At 71.3% G+C, this 19,442-nt stretch carries 19 protein-coding genes and 1 pseudogene; 14 read left to right on the forward strand and 6 right to left on the reverse strand.

From position 1 onward, the window contains the following. Nucleotides 1–66: 66 nt before the first annotated feature. Both B1H19_RS08195 and B1H19_RS08200 read right to left on the reverse strand, forming a co-directional pair. Nucleotides 67–852, reverse strand: a complete 786-nt coding sequence (locus B1H19_RS08195; protein WP_083103960.1) for a uracil-DNA glycosylase — start codon at nucleotides 850–852, stop codon at nucleotides 67–69. A gap of 94 nt (nucleotides 853–946) precedes the next feature. Continuing rightward, nucleotides 947–1,444, reverse strand: coding sequence for an FBP domain-containing protein (locus tag B1H19_RS08200; protein ID WP_083103961.1), 498 nt, complete (start codon nucleotides 1,442–1,444; stop codon nucleotides 947–949). Nucleotides 1,445–1,588: 144 nt separating this feature from the next. Here B1H19_RS08200 and B1H19_RS08205 point away from each other — a divergent pair, with 144 nt between their 5' ends. Further along, on the forward strand, nucleotides 1,589–2,146 hold the full coding sequence (locus tag B1H19_RS08205) for a PadR family transcriptional regulator (RefSeq protein ID WP_083103962.1): 558 nt from the start codon (nucleotides 1,589–1,591) through the stop codon (nucleotides 2,144–2,146). A gap of 26 nt (nucleotides 2,147–2,172) precedes the next feature. Beyond that, entirely contained in the window at nucleotides 2,173–3,894 is a 1,722-nt protein-coding gene (locus tag B1H19_RS08210; RefSeq protein ID WP_083103963.1) for an acyl-CoA dehydrogenase family protein, read from the forward strand. A 103-nt stretch (nucleotides 3,895–3,997) separates the two neighbouring features. Here B1H19_RS08210 and B1H19_RS08215 read toward each other — a convergent pair whose 3' ends face one another. After that, nucleotides 3,998–5,188 carry a macrolide family glycosyltransferase gene (locus B1H19_RS08215; protein WP_083103964.1) on the reverse strand — a complete coding sequence of 397 codons (1,191 nt, stop codon included), beginning with the start codon at nucleotides 5,186–5,188 and terminating at the stop codon, nucleotides 3,998–4,000. A gap of 166 nt (nucleotides 5,189–5,354) precedes the next feature. Continuing rightward, a pseudogene (locus B1H19_RS08220) lies at nucleotides 5,355–5,738 on the reverse strand (YciI family protein); the annotation flags it as partial. 346 nt (nucleotides 5,739–6,084) lie between these two features. On the opposite strand from B1H19_RS08220, the gene B1H19_RS08225 reads away from it, so the two are divergent. From B1H19_RS08225 to B1H19_RS08240, 4 genes are all read left to right on the forward strand, one after another. Further along, nucleotides 6,085–6,981, forward strand: a complete 897-nt coding sequence (locus B1H19_RS08225) for an alpha/beta hydrolase (protein ID WP_083103965.1) — start codon at nucleotides 6,085–6,087, stop codon at nucleotides 6,979–6,981. 214 nt (nucleotides 6,982–7,195) lie between these two features. Next, the gene (gene dhaK, locus B1H19_RS08230; RefSeq protein ID WP_083103966.1) at nucleotides 7,196–8,188 is read left to right on the forward strand and encodes a dihydroxyacetone kinase subunit DhaK; all 993 of its coding nucleotides are present in this window, start codon (nucleotides 7,196–7,198) and stop codon (nucleotides 8,186–8,188) included. A gap of 63 nt (nucleotides 8,189–8,251) precedes the next feature. Then, complete coding sequence (dhaL, locus tag B1H19_RS08235; protein ID WP_237289209.1) at nucleotides 8,252–8,860, forward strand: dihydroxyacetone kinase subunit DhaL; 609 nt, start codon at nucleotides 8,252–8,254, stop codon at nucleotides 8,858–8,860. Then, nucleotides 8,857–9,279 (forward strand): PTS-dependent dihydroxyacetone kinase phosphotransferase subunit DhaM, encoded by a 423-nt coding sequence (locus B1H19_RS08240; RefSeq protein WP_083103967.1) that lies wholly within the window; start codon nucleotides 8,857–8,859, stop codon nucleotides 9,277–9,279. Before dhaL ends, B1H19_RS08240 begins: the two co-directional genes overlap by 4 nt. Before the next feature lie 12 nt (nucleotides 9,280–9,291). Here B1H19_RS08240 and B1H19_RS08245 read toward each other — a convergent pair whose 3' ends face one another. After that, the gene (locus tag B1H19_RS08245; protein ID WP_237289210.1) at nucleotides 9,292–10,296 is read right to left on the reverse strand and encodes an SAM-dependent methyltransferase; all 1,005 of its coding nucleotides are present in this window, start codon (nucleotides 10,294–10,296) and stop codon (nucleotides 9,292–9,294) included. Between the two features lie 332 nt (nucleotides 10,297–10,628). On the opposite strand from B1H19_RS08245, the gene B1H19_RS40435 reads away from it, so the two are divergent. From B1H19_RS40435 to B1H19_RS08260, 3 genes are all read left to right on the forward strand, one after another. After that, entirely contained in the window at nucleotides 10,629–11,396 is a 768-nt protein-coding gene (locus tag B1H19_RS40435) for an RNA polymerase sigma factor (RefSeq protein ID WP_083103968.1), read from the forward strand. 2 nt (nucleotides 11,397–11,398) lie between these two features. Continuing rightward, on the forward strand, nucleotides 11,399–12,235 hold the full coding sequence (locus tag B1H19_RS08255) for a hypothetical protein (RefSeq protein ID WP_237289211.1): 837 nt from the start codon (nucleotides 11,399–11,401) through the stop codon (nucleotides 12,233–12,235). Nucleotides 12,236–12,353: 118 nt separating this feature from the next. Beyond that, nucleotides 12,354–13,541, forward strand: coding sequence for a sialidase family protein (locus B1H19_RS08260; protein ID WP_237289212.1), 1,188 nt, complete (start codon nucleotides 12,354–12,356; stop codon nucleotides 13,539–13,541). 36 nt (nucleotides 13,542–13,577) lie between these two features. Here the strand turns inward: B1H19_RS08260 and B1H19_RS08265 are convergent, their stop codons facing one another. Beyond that, nucleotides 13,578–14,006, reverse strand: a complete 429-nt coding sequence (locus tag B1H19_RS08265; RefSeq protein WP_237289213.1) for an STAS domain-containing protein — start codon at nucleotides 14,004–14,006, stop codon at nucleotides 13,578–13,580. 363 nt (nucleotides 14,007–14,369) lie between these two features. Between B1H19_RS08265 and B1H19_RS08270 the strand changes: the two genes are divergently transcribed. The 5 genes from B1H19_RS08270 (at nucleotide 14,370) to B1H19_RS08295 (ending at nucleotide 19,436) form a co-directional block, all read left to right on the forward strand. Further along, nucleotides 14,370–15,131 (forward strand): DeoR/GlpR family DNA-binding transcription regulator, encoded by a 762-nt coding sequence (locus tag B1H19_RS08270; protein WP_083103970.1) that lies wholly within the window; start codon nucleotides 14,370–14,372, stop codon nucleotides 15,129–15,131. A gap of 133 nt (nucleotides 15,132–15,264) precedes the next feature. Beyond that, entirely contained in the window at nucleotides 15,265–16,638 is a 1,374-nt protein-coding gene (locus B1H19_RS08280; protein ID WP_083103972.1) for an ABC transporter substrate-binding protein, read from the forward strand. Beyond that, nucleotides 16,622–17,608, forward strand: coding sequence for a carbohydrate ABC transporter permease (locus tag B1H19_RS08285; RefSeq protein WP_083103973.1), 987 nt, complete (start codon nucleotides 16,622–16,624; stop codon nucleotides 17,606–17,608). Before B1H19_RS08280 ends, B1H19_RS08285 begins: the two co-directional genes overlap by 17 nt. Next, nucleotides 17,605–18,447: a carbohydrate ABC transporter permease gene (locus B1H19_RS08290; RefSeq protein WP_083103974.1), complete on the forward strand. Its 843-nt coding sequence runs from the start codon at nucleotides 17,605–17,607 to the stop codon at nucleotides 18,445–18,447. The genes B1H19_RS08285 and B1H19_RS08290 overlap by 4 nt, the downstream gene beginning before the upstream one ends. After that, nucleotides 18,444–19,436 (forward strand): zinc-dependent alcohol dehydrogenase family protein, encoded by a 993-nt coding sequence (locus B1H19_RS08295; protein ID WP_083103975.1) that lies wholly within the window; start codon nucleotides 18,444–18,446, stop codon nucleotides 19,434–19,436. Before B1H19_RS08290 ends, B1H19_RS08295 begins: the two co-directional genes overlap by 4 nt. Nucleotides 19,437–19,442 lie beyond the last annotated feature (6 nt).

Below are 19,442 nucleotides of genomic sequence, written 5' to 3' on the forward strand. Positions count from 1 at the left end.
GGTGGGGAATTCCCGCGTCGGTCGGGCGGGGTGGCGGCCCCGGGGCGGGAGCCGTCGGCCGTTGGCTTACCGGCGCCGGTTCAGGCCGGCCAGTCGGGCCGCGCGGGCGAGCAGGTCGGTGAGCATGTCGGGGGTGAGTGTGCCGGTGAAGGTGTTCTGCTGGCTGGGGTGGTAACTGCCCAGGATGTGCAGCGGGCCGCGGTCGTCGCCGAGGGCGGGCAGGGTGAACTCGGCGCCGTGGGCGAAGGCGGGCCTCGGGCGGGGGACCTGGCGGCCCGCGTCGTCGAGGACGGGGAGCAGGGCCTGCCAGGCGAAGGCGCCCAGCGCGAGGACGGCCTTGAGGGTCGGGGCGAGGAGTTCCAGTTCCCTGGCCAGCCAGGGGCGGCAGGTGGTGCGTTCGTCCGGGGTGGGCTTGTTGTGCGGCGGGGCGCAGTGGACGGGGGCGGTGATCCGCACCCCGTACAGCTCCAGGCCGTCGTCCCGGTGGGTGGCCTCGGGCTGGGAGGCGAGGCCGACGGTGTGCAGGGCGGCGAAGAGGAAGTCGCCGGAGGCGTCCCCGGTGAACATGCGTCCCGTGCGGTTGCCGCCGTGCGCGGCCGGTGCCAGTCCGATCACCGCGAGCGCGGCGTCCGGCGGGCCGAAGCCCGGGACCGGCCGCGCCCAGTACTCCCAGTCGCGGAAGGCCGCGCGGCGGGCCGCGCCGATCTCCTCGCGCCACTCGACGAGCCGGGGACAGGCCCGGCACCGGATCAGCTGCGTCTCCATGTCGTCGAGCCCGCGGGAACGCGCCGCACAGTGCGCCGGGAAGGCGCGGTCGGTGGTGGGCGGGGGTGCGTCCGTCTCGCGGTGCATGGCGCCACGCTAGCCCGGGGAGCGGGCCGGGTCCGGTCGCACCGCGCGGGGCGGAGGAGCCTGGGATTCTCCGCCGGGCCGCGCGGCGCACGGGTCAGGGAGCGAGGACCTTGTCCACGAACGCGTGCACGTTGGTGAGCGTGCGGTCGACGCGCTCCTCCAGGGTGAGCGATTCCTCGTAGCGCAGCAGGCCGGTCTGCTTCTTGCCGCGGAGGTAGAGGGAGCAGGCCAGGTCGGCGCAGAAGTAGGCGCCGACGGTGTTGCCCTGCCGCCCGGAGGCGCCCGCCTTGCGCGCGGCCAGCAGGGCGACGCCCGACCCGGGGTGACCGGTCAGGCACATGGTGCAGGCGGTGGTCTTGGTGAAGCTCCGGCTGACGCTCTGCGGGGTGCGCAGGGTGACTCCCAGGAGCTTGCCCGCGCGCTCCGTCACGAGGTAGCCGCGGTCGGGCGCCCCGGGGTCGCGCCAGCCCAGGAAGTCCAGATCCGGCCAGTCGAGATCGGTCAGGTTCCGCGGCAGGCTGATTCTGCTCGCCTCGCCCTTCGAGCAGTTCACGAAGGAGGTGCGGATCTGTTTCTCGCCGATCGGTTCCATGGTCGCGGAAGCTAACACGGCCGTCTGACCTGCGTCGCGGCAATTTTTGCGCGGGAACGTCCCGGGGCACCCCGGGGTGAGCCGTGTCTCACCCCGGGCGGTGCCGCTTGTCTATGCAACGAGTTGCATAGAAGGATCTGGGGCATGGCGCTCGAACACGCGATCCTCGTCTCCCTGCTGGAGAAGCCGGGCTCCGGCTATGAGCTGTCCCGGCGGTTCGAGCGGTCCATCGGATACTTCTGGACCGCCACCCATCAGCAGATCTACCGCGTCCTCAAGCGCATGGAGAGCGACGGCTGGATCGATGTCCGCGAAGTGCCGCAGCAGGCCCGGCCGGACAAGAAGGAGTACTCCGTCGCCGCCCTCGGCCGGACCGTCCTCTCCCAATGGCTCCATGAGCCGATCGAGCCCGAGAGCGTCCGGCACGAGCTCGCCGTGAAGATCCGCGGCGCGGCCTTCGACGATCCGGCCGCTCTGATCCGCGAGGTCGAACGGCATCGCCAGGCGCACACCGAACGGCTGGCGCACTACCTCGCGGGGGAACGGCGCGACTTCACCGGCCCCGAGGCCCCCGAAGCGCCCGACGCGGGACGGGAGCTCCAGCACGTCGTGCTGCGCGGCGGCATCGCCTACGAGCGGATGACGCTCGACTGGCTCGACGACGTACTCGCCACCCTCCACCGGCTCGCACCACAGCACTGAACCCCACTCCGGAAAGGCGTCCACCCATGGCCGATTCGTTGCTCTTCAACCCGCGCACCTACGACCCCGCGCACTTCGACCCCGAGACCCGCAGGCTGCTGCGCGCCACCGTCGACTGGTTCGAGGACCGCGGTAAGCGCAAGCTCATCGAGGACTACCGCTCCCGCGCCTGGCTGGCCGAGTTCCTCGCGTTCTCCGCCAAGGAGGGGCTGTTCGCGACCTTCCTCACCCCGTCGTCCGCGGCCGGCGAGCAGCAGGACAAGCGCTGGGACACCGCCCGGATCGCCGCCCTCAACGAGATCTTCGGCTTCTACGGACTCGACTACTGGTACGCATGGCAGGTCACCATCCTCGGCCTCGGCCCGGTCTGGCAGAGCGACAACGCCGCCGTCCGTGCCCGTGCGGCCGAACTCCTCGAGCAGGGCGAGGTCTTCGCCTTCGGCCTGTCCGAGAAGGCCCACGGCGCCGACATCTACTCCACCGACATGCTGCTGGAGCCCGACGGCGACGGCGGCTTCCGGGCCAGCGGCTCCAAGTACTACATCGGCAACGGCAACGCCGCCGGGCTCGTGTCCGTCTTCGGCCGCCGCACCGACCTCGAGGGCCCGGACGGGTACGTCTTCTTCGCCGCCGACAGCCGCCACCCGGCGTACCACCTCGTGAAGAACGTCGTCGACTCCTCCAAGTACGTCAGCGAGTTCCGCCTCGACGACTACCCGGTCGCCGAGGCCGACATCCTGCACACCGGCCGCGCCGCCTTCGACGCCGCCCTCAACACCGTCAACGTCGGCAAGTTCAACCTCTGCACCGGCGCCATCGGCATCTGCGAGCACGCGATGTACGAGGCCGTCACCCATGCGCAGAACCGCATCCTCTACGGCCGTCCGGTCACCGCCTTCCCGCACGTGCGCCGCGAGCTGACCGACGCCTACGTCCGCCTCATCGGGATGAAGCTGTTCAGCGACCGCGCCGTCGACTACTTCCGCTCCGCCGGCCCCGACGACCGCCGCTACCTCCTCTTCAACCCGATGACGAAGATGAAGGTGACCACCGAGGGCGAGAAGGTCATCGACCTGATGTGGGACGTCATCGCCGCCAAGGGCTTCGAGAAGGACACCTACTTCGCGCAGGCCGCCACCGAGATCCGGGGCCTGCCGAAGCTGGAGGGCACGGTCCACGTCAACCTCGCCCTGATCCTCAAGTTCATGGGCAACCACCTGCTCAACCCGGCCGAATACGCCCCCGTACCCACCCGCCTGGACGCGGCCGACGACACCTTCCTCTTCCGGCAGGGGCCGGCCCGCGGCCTGGGCTCCATCCGCTTCCACGACTGGCGTGCCGCCTACGACACCTACGCCCGCGTACCCAACGTCGCCCGCTTCCGGGAACAGGCCGACGCCCTCTGCGAGTTCGTCACCACCGCCGCCCCCGACGAGGAGCAGAGCCGCGACCTGGACCTCCTGCTCGCCGTCGGCCAGCTGTTCGCGCTGGTCGTGCACGGCCAGCTGATCCTGGAACAGGCGCATCTGACCGGCCTCGACGAGGACCTGCTCGACGAACTGTTCGCCGTCCTCGTACGCGACTTCTCCGCGCACGCCGTCGAGCTGCACGGCAAGGACTCCGCCACCGCGGACCAACAGCGGTGGGCACTGGGCGCGGTCCGCCGCCCGGTCGTCGACGACGCCCGCTCCACGCGGGTGTGGGAACGCGTCGAGGCGCTGGCCGGGACGTACGAGATGGCCCCGTAACCACGGCCGACGGCCGGCCCCCACAGGCCCGGCCGACGCCCACCGGCGTCGGCCGGGCCTGCTGCTCCGCCCGCAGCCCCCGCGGGGCGCCCGCCCCGCGTCCTCAGCACACCCGCTCCAGGACCAGCTGCTCCTCGATCAGTTCCACGGCCCGGCGGGTGCCGCCCTCGGCTCGTACTTCGGCCCACAGCCATGCCGAGCGCGCGGCGACCTGGGGATCGCCGATGAGTTCCATCAGGGCCGTACGCAGCGCCGCGGCCGAGACGTCCGCGGTGTCGATGCGGCGGGCGACGCCCAGTTCGACGAGGCGGTCGGCGTGGAGGCACTGCTCGGCCCCGTGCGGTACCGCGATCATCGGCACGCCGGCGTACAGGCCCTCACCGCTGCTGCTCATACCGGTGTGCGTCACCCACGCGTCCACCTGCTCCAGGATCGTCAACGGCGGCACCCACGGCCGCACTTCGAAGTTGGGTGGAACCCGTTCCCCCAGTTCGGCCGGATCGCTGCCGGTGGCGATCTGCAGCACCACATGCCACCCCGGAAGATCCGCGAAGGCCGCCACACACTGCCCGTAGATCTCCCGCTGCCTGCGGTACGACGAGCCGCCCAGCGATACCAGCAGCACCTTCTCCACGCCGGCCGGCCGCATCCAGCCGCCCTGCTGGCCACCGCCGCCGAAGCACGGGCCGACGAACGTCACCGCCTCGGTGTCGACCCGGTCCGCGTACGGCTGCATGGTGCGCGGGATCAAGGCCAGCACCCGTGGCGGCCGGCCCGTGAACTCTTCCACGTTGGTGGTCACCGCACCGCAGCGGGCCAGCCAGGCGGCGAACCGCGCGCGGTGGGCGGAACCTCCGGGCAGCCGGGCGAACGCCGCGCCGACCTCCTCCAGGGCGCCGTCCCAGGCCACATGCGCCGGTGACAGCTGGACGAGGCCGCGGCCCTGCGCCTCGGCCAGCGCGCGGCCCGCGTACGCGCCGTTGTCGTAGAGGTAGAGATCGGCGGGGGCGTCGTCGTACACGGCGTGCAGCTGCGGCAGTACGGCCATCGCCTCGTCGAGGAAGAGGGAGGCGGAGGCGATGGGATCCTGCGGCCAGTCGCTTTCGGCGGCCGGCAGGGTGGAGGCCACGCGGACCAGCTCGGCACCGGTGGGGATCAGCTCGGCGACGCGGCCGGCGGTGGCGTACGTGACGCGATGGCCGCGGGCCACCAGCGCGCGGATGATATCCAGGCCGGGCAGCACATGGCCGACCATAGGCGTGCCGATCATGGCGATATGGGCAGGACGGGGCATGTCAGCACTTCCTTGCATCGAGGTCTACGGCAGGGAAACGCTGACGGGTGCACCTAGGAAACGCGGCAGCGCGCAACGGAGCAACGCAGCGCGCGGCGCCGGGGGCGTTCCCGGGGCCACGGGGCGCGTCCACGCACCCTGGGGGGCATCGCCCGGAGCCCCTCGGCTACGACGGGCGCCCGCCGAACTGCCAGTGGTGCACCTCGATGTCGGCGTACCGGTCCGGGGTCAGAAGGGCGCGTGCCGTTTCCGGGTCCGGTGCCCGGACCAACGCGGCCGTGCCCAGCCAGGTGGCGCCGTCGTCGGACAGCAGTGGCCCGTAGGCGATCAACTCGTCCCGGCCGGGCGGCACCTCGAGGTCGGCGGCCTGCCCGGTGCCGAGGCCGAGCACCAGGTACCGGTTGCCGCCGGTCGGTCCGCCGGGGAAGCCCCACATGGTGCGCTCCAGCGCGTTGCGCCACCGTCGCAGCAGCACGTCCCGGTAGGCGCCGGCCTGGTAGTTCGGCTCGTCGAAGGCGAACGCGCGGGCCGCGGCGGGATCGGGCAGGTCACCGGGTCGAGCGGTTTCCCTCGTTCCGGCGAAGCGTCTGAGGAACCTGCTGCGCCGACTCGGCCCGGCGGTGATCCATGATCAGGTAGGGTCTTCGTCATGTTCGGCATCTTCGTCCCTCTTCGGACCGCCTAAGACATCCCCCGCCGCAGTCGCCCAGCGACCGGCGCCGGCCGAGGAACCCTCAGGAGACCGCGGTGGTCTCGTGTGTGCGTCCGGCCACTGAACCGCATCGCGCCCGGCGACAGGCGCGCCCGTTTCCCTTCAGCCGCGGCGGCGCACCGCGCAGGCATCGGCCCCTCGGGCTTGCCCGCCGCGCCGCCCACCGGACATTGGACCGACCCGTATGACATCTGTCTCCAGCACCTCTCCCCGTCCGCGCCCGGCCCGCGACGCGCATGCGACGTTCGTGCTCGTACACGGCGTGTGCACCAGTTCGTTGATGTGGGCTCCCCTCCAGCGCGAGCTGGCGCTGCTCGGCCATCGCAGCCTCGCGGTGGACCTTCCGGGGCACGGCTTCGACGCGCAGTACTCTGCCGCCTACCAAGCCCCGCAGGACCTCGACGCATGGGCGGCCGAACCCTCCAAACTGGCCGGGGTCACCCTTCAGGACAACGTCGACATGGTCGTCGATGTCGTCCGGCGGGTGGCCGAGCACGGGCCGGTGGTCCTGGTGGGCGCCAGTCTCGGTGGCACCACCATCACCGGGGTGGGCAACGCCGTCCCTGAGCTGGTGAGCCGGCTCGTCTACATCTCCGGCTGGTCGTGCGTGCAGCGCGCCAACCCCATCGCGTACATGCAGGAGCCCGAGTTCGGCGGCAACCTGCTGGCTCCACTGGCCGCGCTGAACGTCGGCGACCCCGCCGCCCTCGGTGTCGGCCGGGCCAACTACCGCACCGCCGACCCGGTCATGCTGGCCGCGCTCAAGGAGTCGATGATGGCGGACGGCACCGACGAACAGTTCCGGGCCTTCCTCAACATCCTGCAACCGGACGAGTCCCTGGCGGTGATGATGTCCGACGCACGCGGCCACGCCGACACCTGGGGCACCATCGCCCGCACCTACATCCGTCTCTCCGACGACCGGTCGCTTCCCGTGGCCATGCAGGACCGTCTGATCGCCGAGGCCGACGCCTTGACGCCCGGCAATCCGTACGACGTGCACACCCTGGCCACCAGCCACGTCGGGTTTCTGCTCAGGCCGGCGGAGGTGGCCGGCATCCTCGACCGGCTGACCGTCTGAGCAACCGACCGGCTGGTCCGGAGGAGTCGGCCTTCTCAAGGAGTCGGCCTTCTTGAAGCGCCTCCGGCTCTTCCTCGCCCGGCGCCGCTCGCCGCCCGGAAACTCCGTCTCCGGCTCACGTGACCTTGGTGGCGCGAGCGCAGATACTGCCCTAGGAGCGGTTTCGCCAGCTGTGCCGAGCACGCCCAGCTGCTCATCCCACCCGGAGGTACCCGTGAAGATGCTGATCAACGTTCCCGAGACCGTCGTTACGGACGCGCTGCGGGGGATGGCGGCCGCGCATCCCGAGTTGGTGGTGGATGCGGAGAACCGGGTGATCGTGCGGCGGGATGCGCCGGTGGCGGACAAAGTGGCTCTGGTGTCCGGGGGCGGGAGTGGGCACGAGCCGCTGCACGGGGGGTTCGTGGGGCCGGGGATGCTGGATGCCGCGTGTCCCGGGGAGGTGTTCACCTCGCCGGTTCCGGATCAGATGGTGCGGGCCGCGGCGGCCGTGGACAGTGGAAACGGGGTGTTGTTCGTGGTGAAGAACTACACCGGGGACGTCCTCAACTTCCAGATGGCGGCGGAGCTGGCGGAGGACGAGGGGCTCCAGGTGGCCAGTGTGCTCGTCAATGACGATGTGGCGGTGACCGACTCGACCTTCACGGCCGGGCGGCGCGGGACCGGGGCGACGCTGTTCGTCGAGAAGATCGCCGGGGCGGCGGCCGAGGAGGGCATGCCGCTGGAGCGGGTCGAGGCGCTGGCGCGGCAGGTGGTGGAGTCGTCGCGGAGTTTCGGGGTGGCGCTGAGCGCCTGCACCACGCCCGCGAAGGGCAGCCCGACCTTCGATCTGCCCGCCGGGGAGCTGGAGTTGGGGGTCGGCATCCACGGCGAGCCGGGGCGGGAGCGACGGGCGATGATGACCTCGCACGAGATCGCGGACTTCGCCGTCGACGCCATCTTGGCGGATCTCCAGCCGCGGCTGCCCGTCCTGGTGCTGGTGAACGGGATGGGCGCGACGCCGCTGCTGGAGCTGTACGGGTTCGCCGCGGAGGTGCGCCGGGTGCTGGACGAGCGGGAGGTGGCGGTGGCCCGTACGCTCGTGGGTAACTATGTGACGTCGCTGGACATGGCGGGCTGCTCGGTGACGCTGTGTCAGGTAGATGGGGAGCTGCTGCGGCTGTGGGAGGCGCCGGTGGAGACGCCGGCGCTGCGGTGGGGGCGGTGAAGGGTCCGGCCCTACCGACCGGTGCGCGGAAAGAGCAGAGCTGACAGAGCAGAGGAGCAGTGCGTGAGCGACAGCGAGTTGGATGCCGCGTTCTTCGTCCGATGGATGGTGGCGGCGGCCGCCGCGGTGGAACGGGAGGCCGACCGGCTGACGGAACTGGATTCCGCCATCGGGGATGCCGATCACGGGAACAATATGCAGCGCGGGTTCGCTGCCGTGGTGAAGGCGCTGGAGGCCGATGCGCCCACGGCGCCGGGGGCGGTGCTGACGTCGGCGGGGCGGCAGTTGATCTCGACGGTGGGTGGCGCGTCCGGGCCGCTGTACGGGACGTTGCTGCGGCGCAGCGGAAAGACGCTGGGCGACGCGGCGCAGGTGACGAGGCAGGAGCTGCGGGCGGGGCTCCGGGCCGGGGTGGATGCGGTGATGCAGCTGGGCGGTGCGGCGCCGGGCGACAAGACGATGCTGGATGCGCTGGTGCCGGCGGTGGCCGCGCTGGAGACGTCGTTCGAGGCGGCGGCCGCGGCGGCGGAGGAGGGTGCGCTGGCGACCGTACCGATGCGGGCCAGGAAGGGGCGGGCGAGCTATCTGGGGGAACGCAGCATCGGGCATCAGGACCCGGGCGCGACCTCGTCGGCGCTGCTGTTCGCGACCCTCGCAGAGGTGGCGGCGTGACGGACGGGGGGCAGGGGGCCGGGCCGGTGGGGATCGTGCTGGTGTCGCACAGCGGGCCGGTGGCCGCATCGGTCGCGGAGATGGCGGCGGGACTGGCCGGCGGCGGGGCGACGGCGCCGGTGGCCGCGGCGGGCGGCACGCCCGACGGCGGGCTCGGTACGAGCACCGAGCTGATCGGCGCGGCGGCGCGAAAGGTGGACCGGGGGGCCGGGGTGGCGATCCTGGCCGACCTGGGCAGCGCCGTACTGACCGTGAAGGCCATGGTCGCCGAGGGGGACGAACTCCCCAAGGGGGCACGGTTGGTGGACGCGCCGTTCGTGGAGGGCGCGGTGGCCGCCGTGGTCACCGCCTCGGCCGGCGCGGACCTTGATGCGGTGGCGGCGGCGGCCGGGGAAGCGTACGGCTATCGCAAGGAGTGAGCGGGCCTCCGGCTACGGCTTGCGGGCGACGGCCGCGTAGCAGCCCGCCTCGGCGTCTGTGACGTAGGTGGCGTCCTCGGGGCGGTCGGGGCGCCACTGGTGGGAGAGGGCGACGCCGGGCTCCATCAGCTCCCAGCCCTCGAAGAAGCGAAGGAACTCGCCGCGCGAACGGAACTGGAGGACGGTGCCCGCACCGCGGTAGATCTCGACGATCTTCTGCATGGTGTCGGGGCTGAAGTCCGGCGTCGCATGGGTCATGGCGAGGGTACTGCCGCTGGGCAGGGCGGACTTGAGGGTGTCGACGATGGTGTGGGCGCGGTCCCGGCCGTCGTCGGTGACGAAGTGCATCAGGGCGTTGAGGCTGAGCGCGACGGGCTTGCGCAGATCGAGGGTGTCGCGCAGCTGCGGCGCCGCGAGGATGGCCTCGGGGTTGTTGACGTCGGACTGGACGTACGCCGTACGCCCCTCGGGGGTGCTCAGGAGCAGGGCGGCGGCGTGGGCGAGGACGATGGGGTCGTTGTCGGTGTAGACGATGCGGGCGTCGGGGGCGATGCCCTGGGCGATGTCGTGCAGATTCGGCGGGGTGGGGATGCCGGTGCCGATGTCGAGGAACTGGCGCATGCCCGCCTTCACCAGGCAGCGGGTGGTGCGGTGCATGAATTCCCGGTTGATCCGGGCGGCGATGAGCGCGGAGGGGAAGACGGACAGCACACTGGCGGCGGCCACCCGGTCGGCCAGGAAGTTGGTCTTGCCGCCGAGGAAGTAGTCGTAGATACGGGAGGAATGGGCGCGGTCGAGCCGGAGGTCGACGAGGGGGCCGGTCGTGCGGCCGGGCCGGTGATCGGCGTTCCGGTCGCTCGTACGGTCGGGCTTCCCGCCGTTGATGCCCACGTTGCAGCCCACGTTGCAGCCCACGTTGCAGCCCCCGTTCATGCCCTCGCGCATGCCGTCACTCATGTCGTCACTCATGCCGTCGCCCTCGCGGTTGCTCATGCCGTCGCCGGTGCGATCGCTCATCGTAGGGTGCCTCACCGGTGCGCCCCGGCCGTTGCACCCGTTCCGAATGCCGCTTTCCGTACGGCAGTTGGAGCCCTGCCCCCGCACCGTGTGAAGCATGCTCGAACGAAACCGTGCGCCCCGGCGTACGCCCGGCGCATGCGCATGCCGACTGAACATGCCAGCGGCACGCGTAGTCATATGAATACGCAGCGGAAGATTTCTTGCGCCCCGGTGCCACAAACAGGCGCACTTTCCTGTTCATTAGAAGTGAGGGCAGACAGTCCTCCCGCTGCGACCGGCATCCTCGGTGCGGCAGCAGCGGCGCACGGCGAACGGAACGAGGACGGCTCGTGGGCGCAAACCGGGACCGACTCCTGCCGGCGTGCGCTGAGGCGCATGGCCATTGCGCGGACTTAGCGGCCTCGGAGCCCCCTGACCGCCAACTCTCCATAGCCCTGGAGGCGTTCCACGCCACGCATGCCCGCAAGTGGCTGACGTATGCCTATCTGCACACGGGCAGCGAGGAGGCGGCCCGCGCGGTGACCCGCTCCGCCTTCCGGCGGCTGGCCCGCCTGTGGCCGCATGCGCTGCGGCAGGCGTCGGTGGAGGCGTTCGCCTGGTCGGTGCTCAAGGAAGGCGTGGTGGAGTGGCTGTACGACCACCGGCAGCCCACCGCGCTCACCGAAACGGCGGCCTTCGCCGTCGTCGCCCAGGCCCTGTTGCGCGAGTGTCAGCAGCGGTTCGCGCTGCTGGAGAGTCAGCTGGGGCTGTATGCGGCGATCGCGCGGCTGCCGGAGCGACAGTGCGATGTGATCGTGCTGCGGCATGTCATCGGCTACAACGACGCGCAGATCGGGGGGCTGCTCGGCGTCGACGAAGTCACCGTCCGCTCCTATGCCAGCCGGGGCAGACGCAGGCTCGCCGCCGCGCTCGGTATCGATCAGGGCACGGCGACGGCCGGGGACGACGGCCACGGCCACGGAGGCGACCACGAGCGGGCCACCCACCACGACCAGGGTGACGAGCCCACGCACCACCACGGACACGACCGGCACCACGACCACGACCACAGTCACGGTCACGACCACGACCACGAGGAACCAGCAGGGGGGAATTGACCATGCCGCACGCCGATCACACCGGCCGCGCAGACCACGCCGGCCGAGTCTGCCGCGCCGATCACACCGGCCGCCGCTCCGTCCACGCCGGACGGAGCGACCGCCGCCGTCCCGTCGGGCGCCGGGACACCGTGGAGACGCTGTTGAGCGCCGCCGCGGCGGTGTCCGGGATCGACGGCCTCGCCGGGTTCTGCGATCTCGACGACGCGGGGGCGCTCGACGGGCTCGGGTGCTTCGAGGCGGTGGGTGACGGGGGGCCCGGCGGGCGGCCGGGCCCGGTACGCGCCGACCGGGGCGCGCCCAGCGCGTATCCCAGCGCCCGCGACGAGGCCACCCACGAGCTGGAGCTGGCCTGTGCCCTGGTGGTCAATGCGGCGGCGGCCGCGGCCAGTCTGGAGCGGCTGGTGGACGAGCATCACATCGACCCCGAGGGCGCCCTGGTCTTCGCCTGTCTGCTGCATATCACCGGGCGTTTCGAGGCCGCGCAGTTCTGGTGGCACTTCGGCGCGGGCGCGGGCAGCCGGACCGCCGCGTACTGCCTGTACCTCGCCCACCGGCGCAGCGGCGAACACCGCGATGCGGACTACTGGCGCGGGCAGGCCGCGCATGCGCCGGACGAGGAGCGTCCGACGGTAGCCGCGTTCGACGAGAAGCAGTTGCTGCCGGACGCGGCCCGGCACAATCTCCTCGTCCAGTGGCACAGCGGGCTGGCCCCGACGCTGCCGACCGCGCTGGAGAATGTGATCAACCGCCTCGTGGTGGACGGCGACGACGAGGACTTCGGTGAGATCCCGCGGCCGTCGCCCACGCTGGTGCGGGATCTCGGGCGGGTCGTCTAGCCGGGGCCGGCGGGGTCTGCGCCGGTCGGGTGGATCAAGCCCGCGGGCGGTTCGCGGGGACGGCGCTTACCTTGGCGACGAGGCTCGTGTCCCCGCCCCGCCGCCCTGGGAGGTGCCGGTGAAAGCCGTCCGTCCGGCGAGAGCCGCCCGTTCCCTGTCGCTGGCCGTCTTCCTCGCCACCGGCACCGGTCTGGTGTCGGCCACCCCCGCGGCCGCCACCCCTGCCCCCGATCCCACCACTCCTCTCTACGAGTCCACCGACCTGGCGGTCTCGGGCCAAGGGGCGCACACCTACCGCATCCCCGCGCTGGAGACGCTCCCCGACGGCACCCTCGTCGCCGCCTACGACCGGCGTAACGACAGCGCCTCCGACCTGCCCGGCAATGTCGATGTGATGGTGCGGCGCAGCACCGACGACGGGCGGACCTGGAGCCCCCCGGAGGCGGTCGCCGACTACGACGGCGGGGCCGGCGCCGGCGACCCCAGCCTGATCGTCGACCGCTGGACCGGCCGCCTCTTCCTCTTCCACATGTACGGCCCCAGGGGCATCGGCTTCGGCAACGCGGGCATGGGCAACGACCACCGCAGCACCAGCATCCTGCACACCGACTACCACTACTCCGACGACGGCGGCCGCAGCTGGCGCGCCCGCCGGCTGACCCGCGACCTCAAGGACCCGAAGTGGCTGGGCATCTTCGCCTCGTCCGGCACCGGCATCCAGCTCTCCTCCGGGCGGCTGCTCCAGCAGTACGTGCTCCGCAAGGCCGACGCCAGCATGTGGGCGGCCAGTGCCTACAGCGACGACCACGGGAAGACCTGGCGGCTGGGGACGCCGGTCGGGCCGCAGATGGATGAGAACAAGACCGTCGAACTGGCCGATGGCCGCATCATGCTCAACAGCCGTACCGGCAGCACCACACGGCGGCTGGTCGCCTACTCCCGGGACGGCGGGCTGACCTACAGCACGCCGGTCCCGGACGACGAGCTGGTCGACCCGGTCAACAATGCGTCGATTCTGCGCTACGACCCGGACGCGCCGCCGGGCCTTCCTCGGGCGCACTGGCTGCTGTTCAGCAATACGGCGAGCACCAGCGCGCGCCGGAACCTCACCGTCCGGCTGTCCTGCGACGACGGCCGCAGCTGGCCGGTCTCACGGGTCGTCACGCCCGGCCCGGCGGCGTACTCCACCCTGACCCGGCTCAAGGACGGCACGTTCGGGCTGCTCTACGAGTCGGGCCCGTACCGGAAAATCACCTTCGCACGGTTCAACGACGCCTGGCTGGGCGCACCCTGTCCGGCCGGATGACCGCCCCCGTGGCCGTCACCCCGATGGCGTCGACGCTCACACGAACGGGTCATCGCCGGGCAGCGCCGGCTCCTCGGGCGCGGGCGGCCAGGCCGGACGCGCGCCTTCGGGGACGGCCGCCAGCGCATGACCGACCGTCGGGAAGCAGGAGAAGACGCTCAGCGACTGGGTGCCGATCAGCAGCCGGAGCATCCGCACCCCGAGCGAGGCCAGGAACAGCCGGCCCTCCAGACGGCGGCACAGCCATTCCAGCGCCAGCAGACAGCTCAGCCCCCGCGAGTCGCAGAAGCGCAGCGCGGTCAGATCGAGCACGAGGAAACGGTGGCCGGCCGAGACGACGGACCGCGCCTCGCTGAGAAACGCCTGCTCGGTTCGGAGATCCAGCTCCCCGCTGACGCGCAGCACCGCGCACTCGTCCGCCTCGACGACCGTCGTGACCGCCAAGGACCGCATCTCCGCACTCATGGCGTCCAGACTAAGCGCCCCTTTCCCCCTCATCACCGGCACGGCCCGCCCGCGTGCGCCGGTCGCCCCCGGGTCGTACGGACGACGACGTCCGCGACGGGCGCGCGCCGGCGCGGGCGCCCGTACGGGGCCCTCCACGGGGGTGAACGGGCACCGGGAGGGGCGGGAGACCAGGCCAGGGCGGTGGCGGACGGACGGAAACGGGCGGATTTTGCCCCGTAACGGGCACAGGCCGGTCGTCCTACCGTTGCTATAAACCTGCTGCGGGCAGAAACGGGCAGGGCCGTGACCGAACGGACCGCCCGGGACCGCCGCGGACCGGGCAGCGGTCGCGAGGACCACCGATACGGGCAGGAGCACACCATGAGGGCTGAAGAACGCCAGCGCCGCCTTCTCGTGCTGGCCCGGCAGTCGGGGCGGGTCGAGGTCGCCGAGGCCGCGGCGGAGTTCGGCGTGGCCCGCGAGACCGTACGGCGCGATCTGAGCGAACTGGAACGGCGCGGGCTGATCCGGCGGACGCACGGTGCGGCGTATCCGGTCGAGAGCGCAGGGTTCGAGACCACGCTGGCGCGGCGGGAGACCCAGCAGGTGGCGGAGAAACGGCGGATCGCGGCGGCCGCGGTGCAGCTGGTGGGCGAGGCGGAGACGGTGTTCGTCGACGAGGGCTACACCCCCGAGCTGGTCGCCACGCTGCTGCCCACCGACCGTCCGCTGACCGTGCTGACCGCCTCGCTGCGCACCGCCTCGCTGGTCTCCGCGTCCGAATCCACCACCGTGCTGCTGGCCGGCGGCCGGGTGCGGGCGGGGACCCAGGCGACGGTGGGTTCCTGGGCGCGGGACATGCTCACCGGTTTTGTGATCGACCTGGCCTTCATGGGTGCCAACGGCATCTCCCGGGAGCACGGTCTGACCACCCCCGATCCGGCGGTCGCCGATGTGAAGAGGCAGGCGGTGCGCTCCTCGCGGCGGCGGGTGCTGGTCGGGGTGCACAGCAAGTTCGGGGCGAGCAGCTTCTGCCGGTTCGCCGAGGTGAGCGACTTCGACACGATCGTCACCGACTCCGGGCTGTCCGCGCCGGAGGCCCACCGCTACTCCCTCCTGGGGCCCCAGGTGCTCCGGGTCTGACCCGGGCGGGCCCCCGGACGACCGGCCCCCCACGACTCCCCCACAGCCGCCACGGTCGCAGCCTGCGCCGCCGTGCGGTCCCCCGCCGTGCCCACGGCGTGATCCCGTACACCCGAAATGAGAGGTAAGAGCCGTGAACGCACCCTTCCCCGGGCGAGGCCGCACCGGTCGCGCCATAGCACTGACGTCGGCCGCCCTGGTCATATCGCTGTCCGCCACCGCCTGCGCCGGAGCCGGTCAGGTGGGCAAGGGCGACGCCCAGGCCATCAATGTACTGATGGTGAACAACCCGCAGATGGTGGACCTCCAGAAGCTCACCGCCAAGTACTTCACCAAAGAGACCGGCATCAAGGTGAACTTCACCGTGCTGCCGGAGGACGATCTGCGCGACAAGATGAGCCAGGACTTCTCCAGCCAGGCCGGGCAGTACGACGTGGCCAGTCTCAGCAATTACGAAACGCCCATCTACGCCCGCAACGGCTGGCTCGCCCCACTCGGCGAACGGGCCGACAAGGACCCGGAGTTCGACCAGAGCGACATTCTCGCCCCGGTCCGCACCTCACTCACCGCCGCCGACGACAAGGTCTACGCGGAGCCGTTCTACGGCGAATCGTCGTTCCTGATGTACCGCAAGGACCTCCTCAAGGCCGCCGGGCTGACCATGCCCGCGCATCCGACGTGGCAGCAGGTCGCCGACATGGCAGCCAAGTTGGACGGCTCCCAAAAGGGGCTGAAGGGCATCTGTCTGCGCGGCCAGGTCGGCTGGGGCCAGCTGATGGCCCCGCTGACCACCGTCGTCAACACCTTCGGCGGGACCTGGTTCGACAAGGATTGGAAGGCGAAGCTGGACAGCCCGGAATTCACCAAGGCCACCCAGTTCTACGTCGATCTGGTCCGCAAGCACGGCGAGGCGGGCGCCCCGCAGGCCGGCTACGCCGAGTGCCTCAACGACATGCAGCAGGGCAAGGTCGCCATGTGGTACGACGCGACCGCCGGCGCCGGCTCGCTGGAGAGCGCCGATTCGAAGGTCGCCGGCAAGGTCGGCTACGCCCCGGCGCCGGTCGTCAAGACCGACAGCTCGGGCTGGCTGTACACCTGGGCGTGGGGCGTGGAGAAGGCCAGTCAACACCAGGACGCGGCCTGGAAGTTCATCCGCTGGGCCTCCGGCGCGAAGTACGAGCAGTTGGTGGGCCGGGAACTGGGCTGGTCGAGGGTGCCCGGCGGCAAGCGGGCCTCCCTCTACCGCAACCCGCAGTACCTGAAGGAGTCCGGGGCCTTCGCCCGCGCGACCCAGCAGGCGATCAGCTCGGCGCGCCCCAATGACCCCGGCGTACAGCCGCGCCCGGCCCCCGGGATCCAGTTCGTCGACATCCCCGAGTTCGCCGACCTGGGAACCAAGGTCTCCAACGAGATCAGCTCGGCCATCGCCGGCAAGGAGAGCGTGACCGACGCCCTCAAGAAGAGCCAGCAGCTGGCGCAGGAGGTGGCCGATGCCCACCGCCACTGAAGCGACCCGGCGTGGTCCGGGCGGCCGGCAGTCCGTCGCGGCACCGGCACGACAGGCGGCCCGCGCCCGGCGCGCACAGCGGGCCCGGGACTGGGCGCGGCGTGCGCCCCTGCTGCCCGCGCTGGTCTTCCTGGTCATCGTGACCCAACTGCCGTTCGTGGCAACCGTGGTGATCTCCTTCATCCACTGGAACGCGCTGGCCCCCACCACCCGCGGCTTCGCCGCCTTCGACAACTACGTGGCGGTCTTCGCGGACTCCGCGATGCGGTCGTCGGTGGTCACGACGGTGCTGCTGACCGTCACCGTGGTGCTGGTCAGCCTGCTGCTGGGGCTGGGTCTGGCGCTGCTGCTGGACCGCGGCTTCCGCGGCCGCGGCATCGTGCGCACCCTGCTCATCACCCCGTTCCTGGTGGTGCCGGTGGCGTCCGCCCTGCTGTGGAAGCACGCCCTCTACAACGCCTCGTACGGGCTGCTCAACGGCGCGCTGACCTGGATATGGGGGCTGTTCGGCAGCCATGATCCGCCGCAGCCGGACTGGATGACCAACTCGCCGCTGGCCGCGGTGGAGGTGTCGCTGATCTGGCAGTGGACGCCGTTCATGATGCTGATCCTGCTGGCCGGGCTGCAGAGCCGGGCGGCGGATGCGATCGAGGCGGCGCGGATGGACGGCGCCTCGGCGTTCGACATCTTCCGCTATCTGACGCTGCCGCATCTGCGGCGCTATCTGGAGCTGGCCGCGCTGCTCGGGACCATCTACGTCGTCCAGAACTTCGACGCGGTCTTCACCCTCACCTCCGGCGGGCTCGGCACCGCCAACCTGCCGTACACCATCTACCAGACCTTCTACCAGGCCCACGACTACGGACGGGCGTCCGCACAGGGCGTCGTCGTGGTGCTGTGTTCGCTGGTCGTGGCCACCTTCGCGCTGCGCACCGTCTCGTCCCTGCTGCGCGAGGAGGTCACCCGATGAACAGCGCACCCCTGATCCGGCGGCGGACCGGAAGCCTGCTGGGCCTGGCGGCCTGGCTGTGCGGGATCGCCTTCTTCCTGCCGGTCGCATGGATGGTGCTGACGTCCTTCCACAGCGAGACGGACGCGGCGACCAACCCGCCGAGCATCGTCGCCGGGCTCAGCCTGCACGGCTACCGCGAATTCTTCGGCGCGGGCACCGGCGTCAGCCCCTGGCCCCCGCTGATCAACTCGCTCACCGCCTCGGTCGTCTCCACGCTGCTGGTGCTGGCGCTGGCCGTCCCGGCGGCGTACGCGCTGTCGATCAAGCCGGTGCGCAAGTGGAGCGATGTGATGTTCTTCTTCCTCTCCACGAAGATGCTGCCGCTGGTGGCCGGGCTGCTGCCGGTCTATCTCGTCGCGCAGAACAGCGGGATGCTGGACAGCATCTGGCTGCTGGTCATCCTCTACACCTCGATGAACCTGCCGATCGCGGTGTGGATGATGCGCTCGTTCCTCTCCGAGGTCCCGGGCGAGATCATGGAGGCCGCCTCGATCGACGGGGCGGGGCTGCACACCACCCTGACGCAGATCGTCGCGCCGATCGCCATGCCGGGCATCGCGGCGACCGCCCTGATCTCCTTCATCTTCAGCTGGAACGAGCTGCTGTTCGCCCGGGTCCTGACCGGGGTCGTGGCCGGTACCGCACCGGTGTTCCTGACCGGCTTCGTCACCAGCCAGGGCCTGTTCCTGGCCAAGGTGTGCGCCGCCGCCACCGTCATCTCCCTCCCGGTGCTCATCGCCGGGTTCGCCGCCCAGGACAAGCTCGTCCAGGGCCTCTCCCTCGGAGCCGTGAAATGAAAGCCGCAGTGATCAGCGCCCCCGGGAAGGTCGAGGTCGCCACCGTCGCCGATCCCTCCCCCGGCCCCCGCGAGGTGGTGGTCGCGGTCGCCTCCTGCGGGCTGTGCGGCACCGATCTGCACATCCTCCAGGGCGAGTTCGCGCCCACCCTGCCGGTCGTCCCGGGCCATGAGTTCGCCGGTACGGTCGTCGCCACCGGCAGTGCGGTCACCGAACTGTCCGAGGGCGACCGGGTGGCCGTCGACCCGTCCCTGTACTGCTACGAGTGCCACTACTGCCGCACCGGCCGCAACAACCTCTGTGAGCGCTGGGCGGCGATCGGGGTGACCACCGCGGGCGGCGCCGCCGAGTTCGCGGTGGCCCCCGTCGCCAACTGCATCAAGCTGCCCGATCACATCCGCACCGAGGACGCGGCCCTGATCGAACCGCTCTCCTGTGCCGTACGCGGCTACGACATCCTGCGCTCCCAGCAGTTGGGCACCCACGTCCTGATCTACGGCTCGGGGACGATGGGCCTGATGATGCTCGAACTCGCCAAGCGCACCGGGGCGGCGGGCGTGGACGTGGTCGACATCAATCCGGACCGGCTGGCCACCGCCGCGGCCCTGGGGTGCAGCACCGCGGCCGCCTCCGCCGACGAGATCGACCGCCCCCGCGGCTGGGACGTGGTCATCGACGCCACCGGCAACCAGCACGCCATCCAGGACGCGCTGGGCCGGGTCGGCAAGGGCGGCACGTTCCTCCAGTTCGGGGTCGCCGACTACGCCGCCAGCGCCGTCATCGAGCCGTACCGGATCTACAACCAGGAGATCACCATCACCGGCTCGATGGCCGTCCTGCACAGCTTCGAACGCGCCGCCGAGCTGTTCGCGACGGGTGTGGTGGATCCGCAGGTGTTCATCAGCGACCGGCTGCCGCTGACCGAGTACGGGGCGGCGCTGGACCGCTTCCGGGCCGGGCAGGGCCGCAAGATCCAGGTCCTGCCCTGAGCGGCG

The sequence above is a fragment of the Streptomyces gilvosporeus genome, assembly GCF_002082195.1.
Taxonomy (GTDB): Bacteria; Actinomycetota; Actinomycetes; order Streptomycetales; family Streptomycetaceae; genus Streptomyces; species Streptomyces gilvosporeus.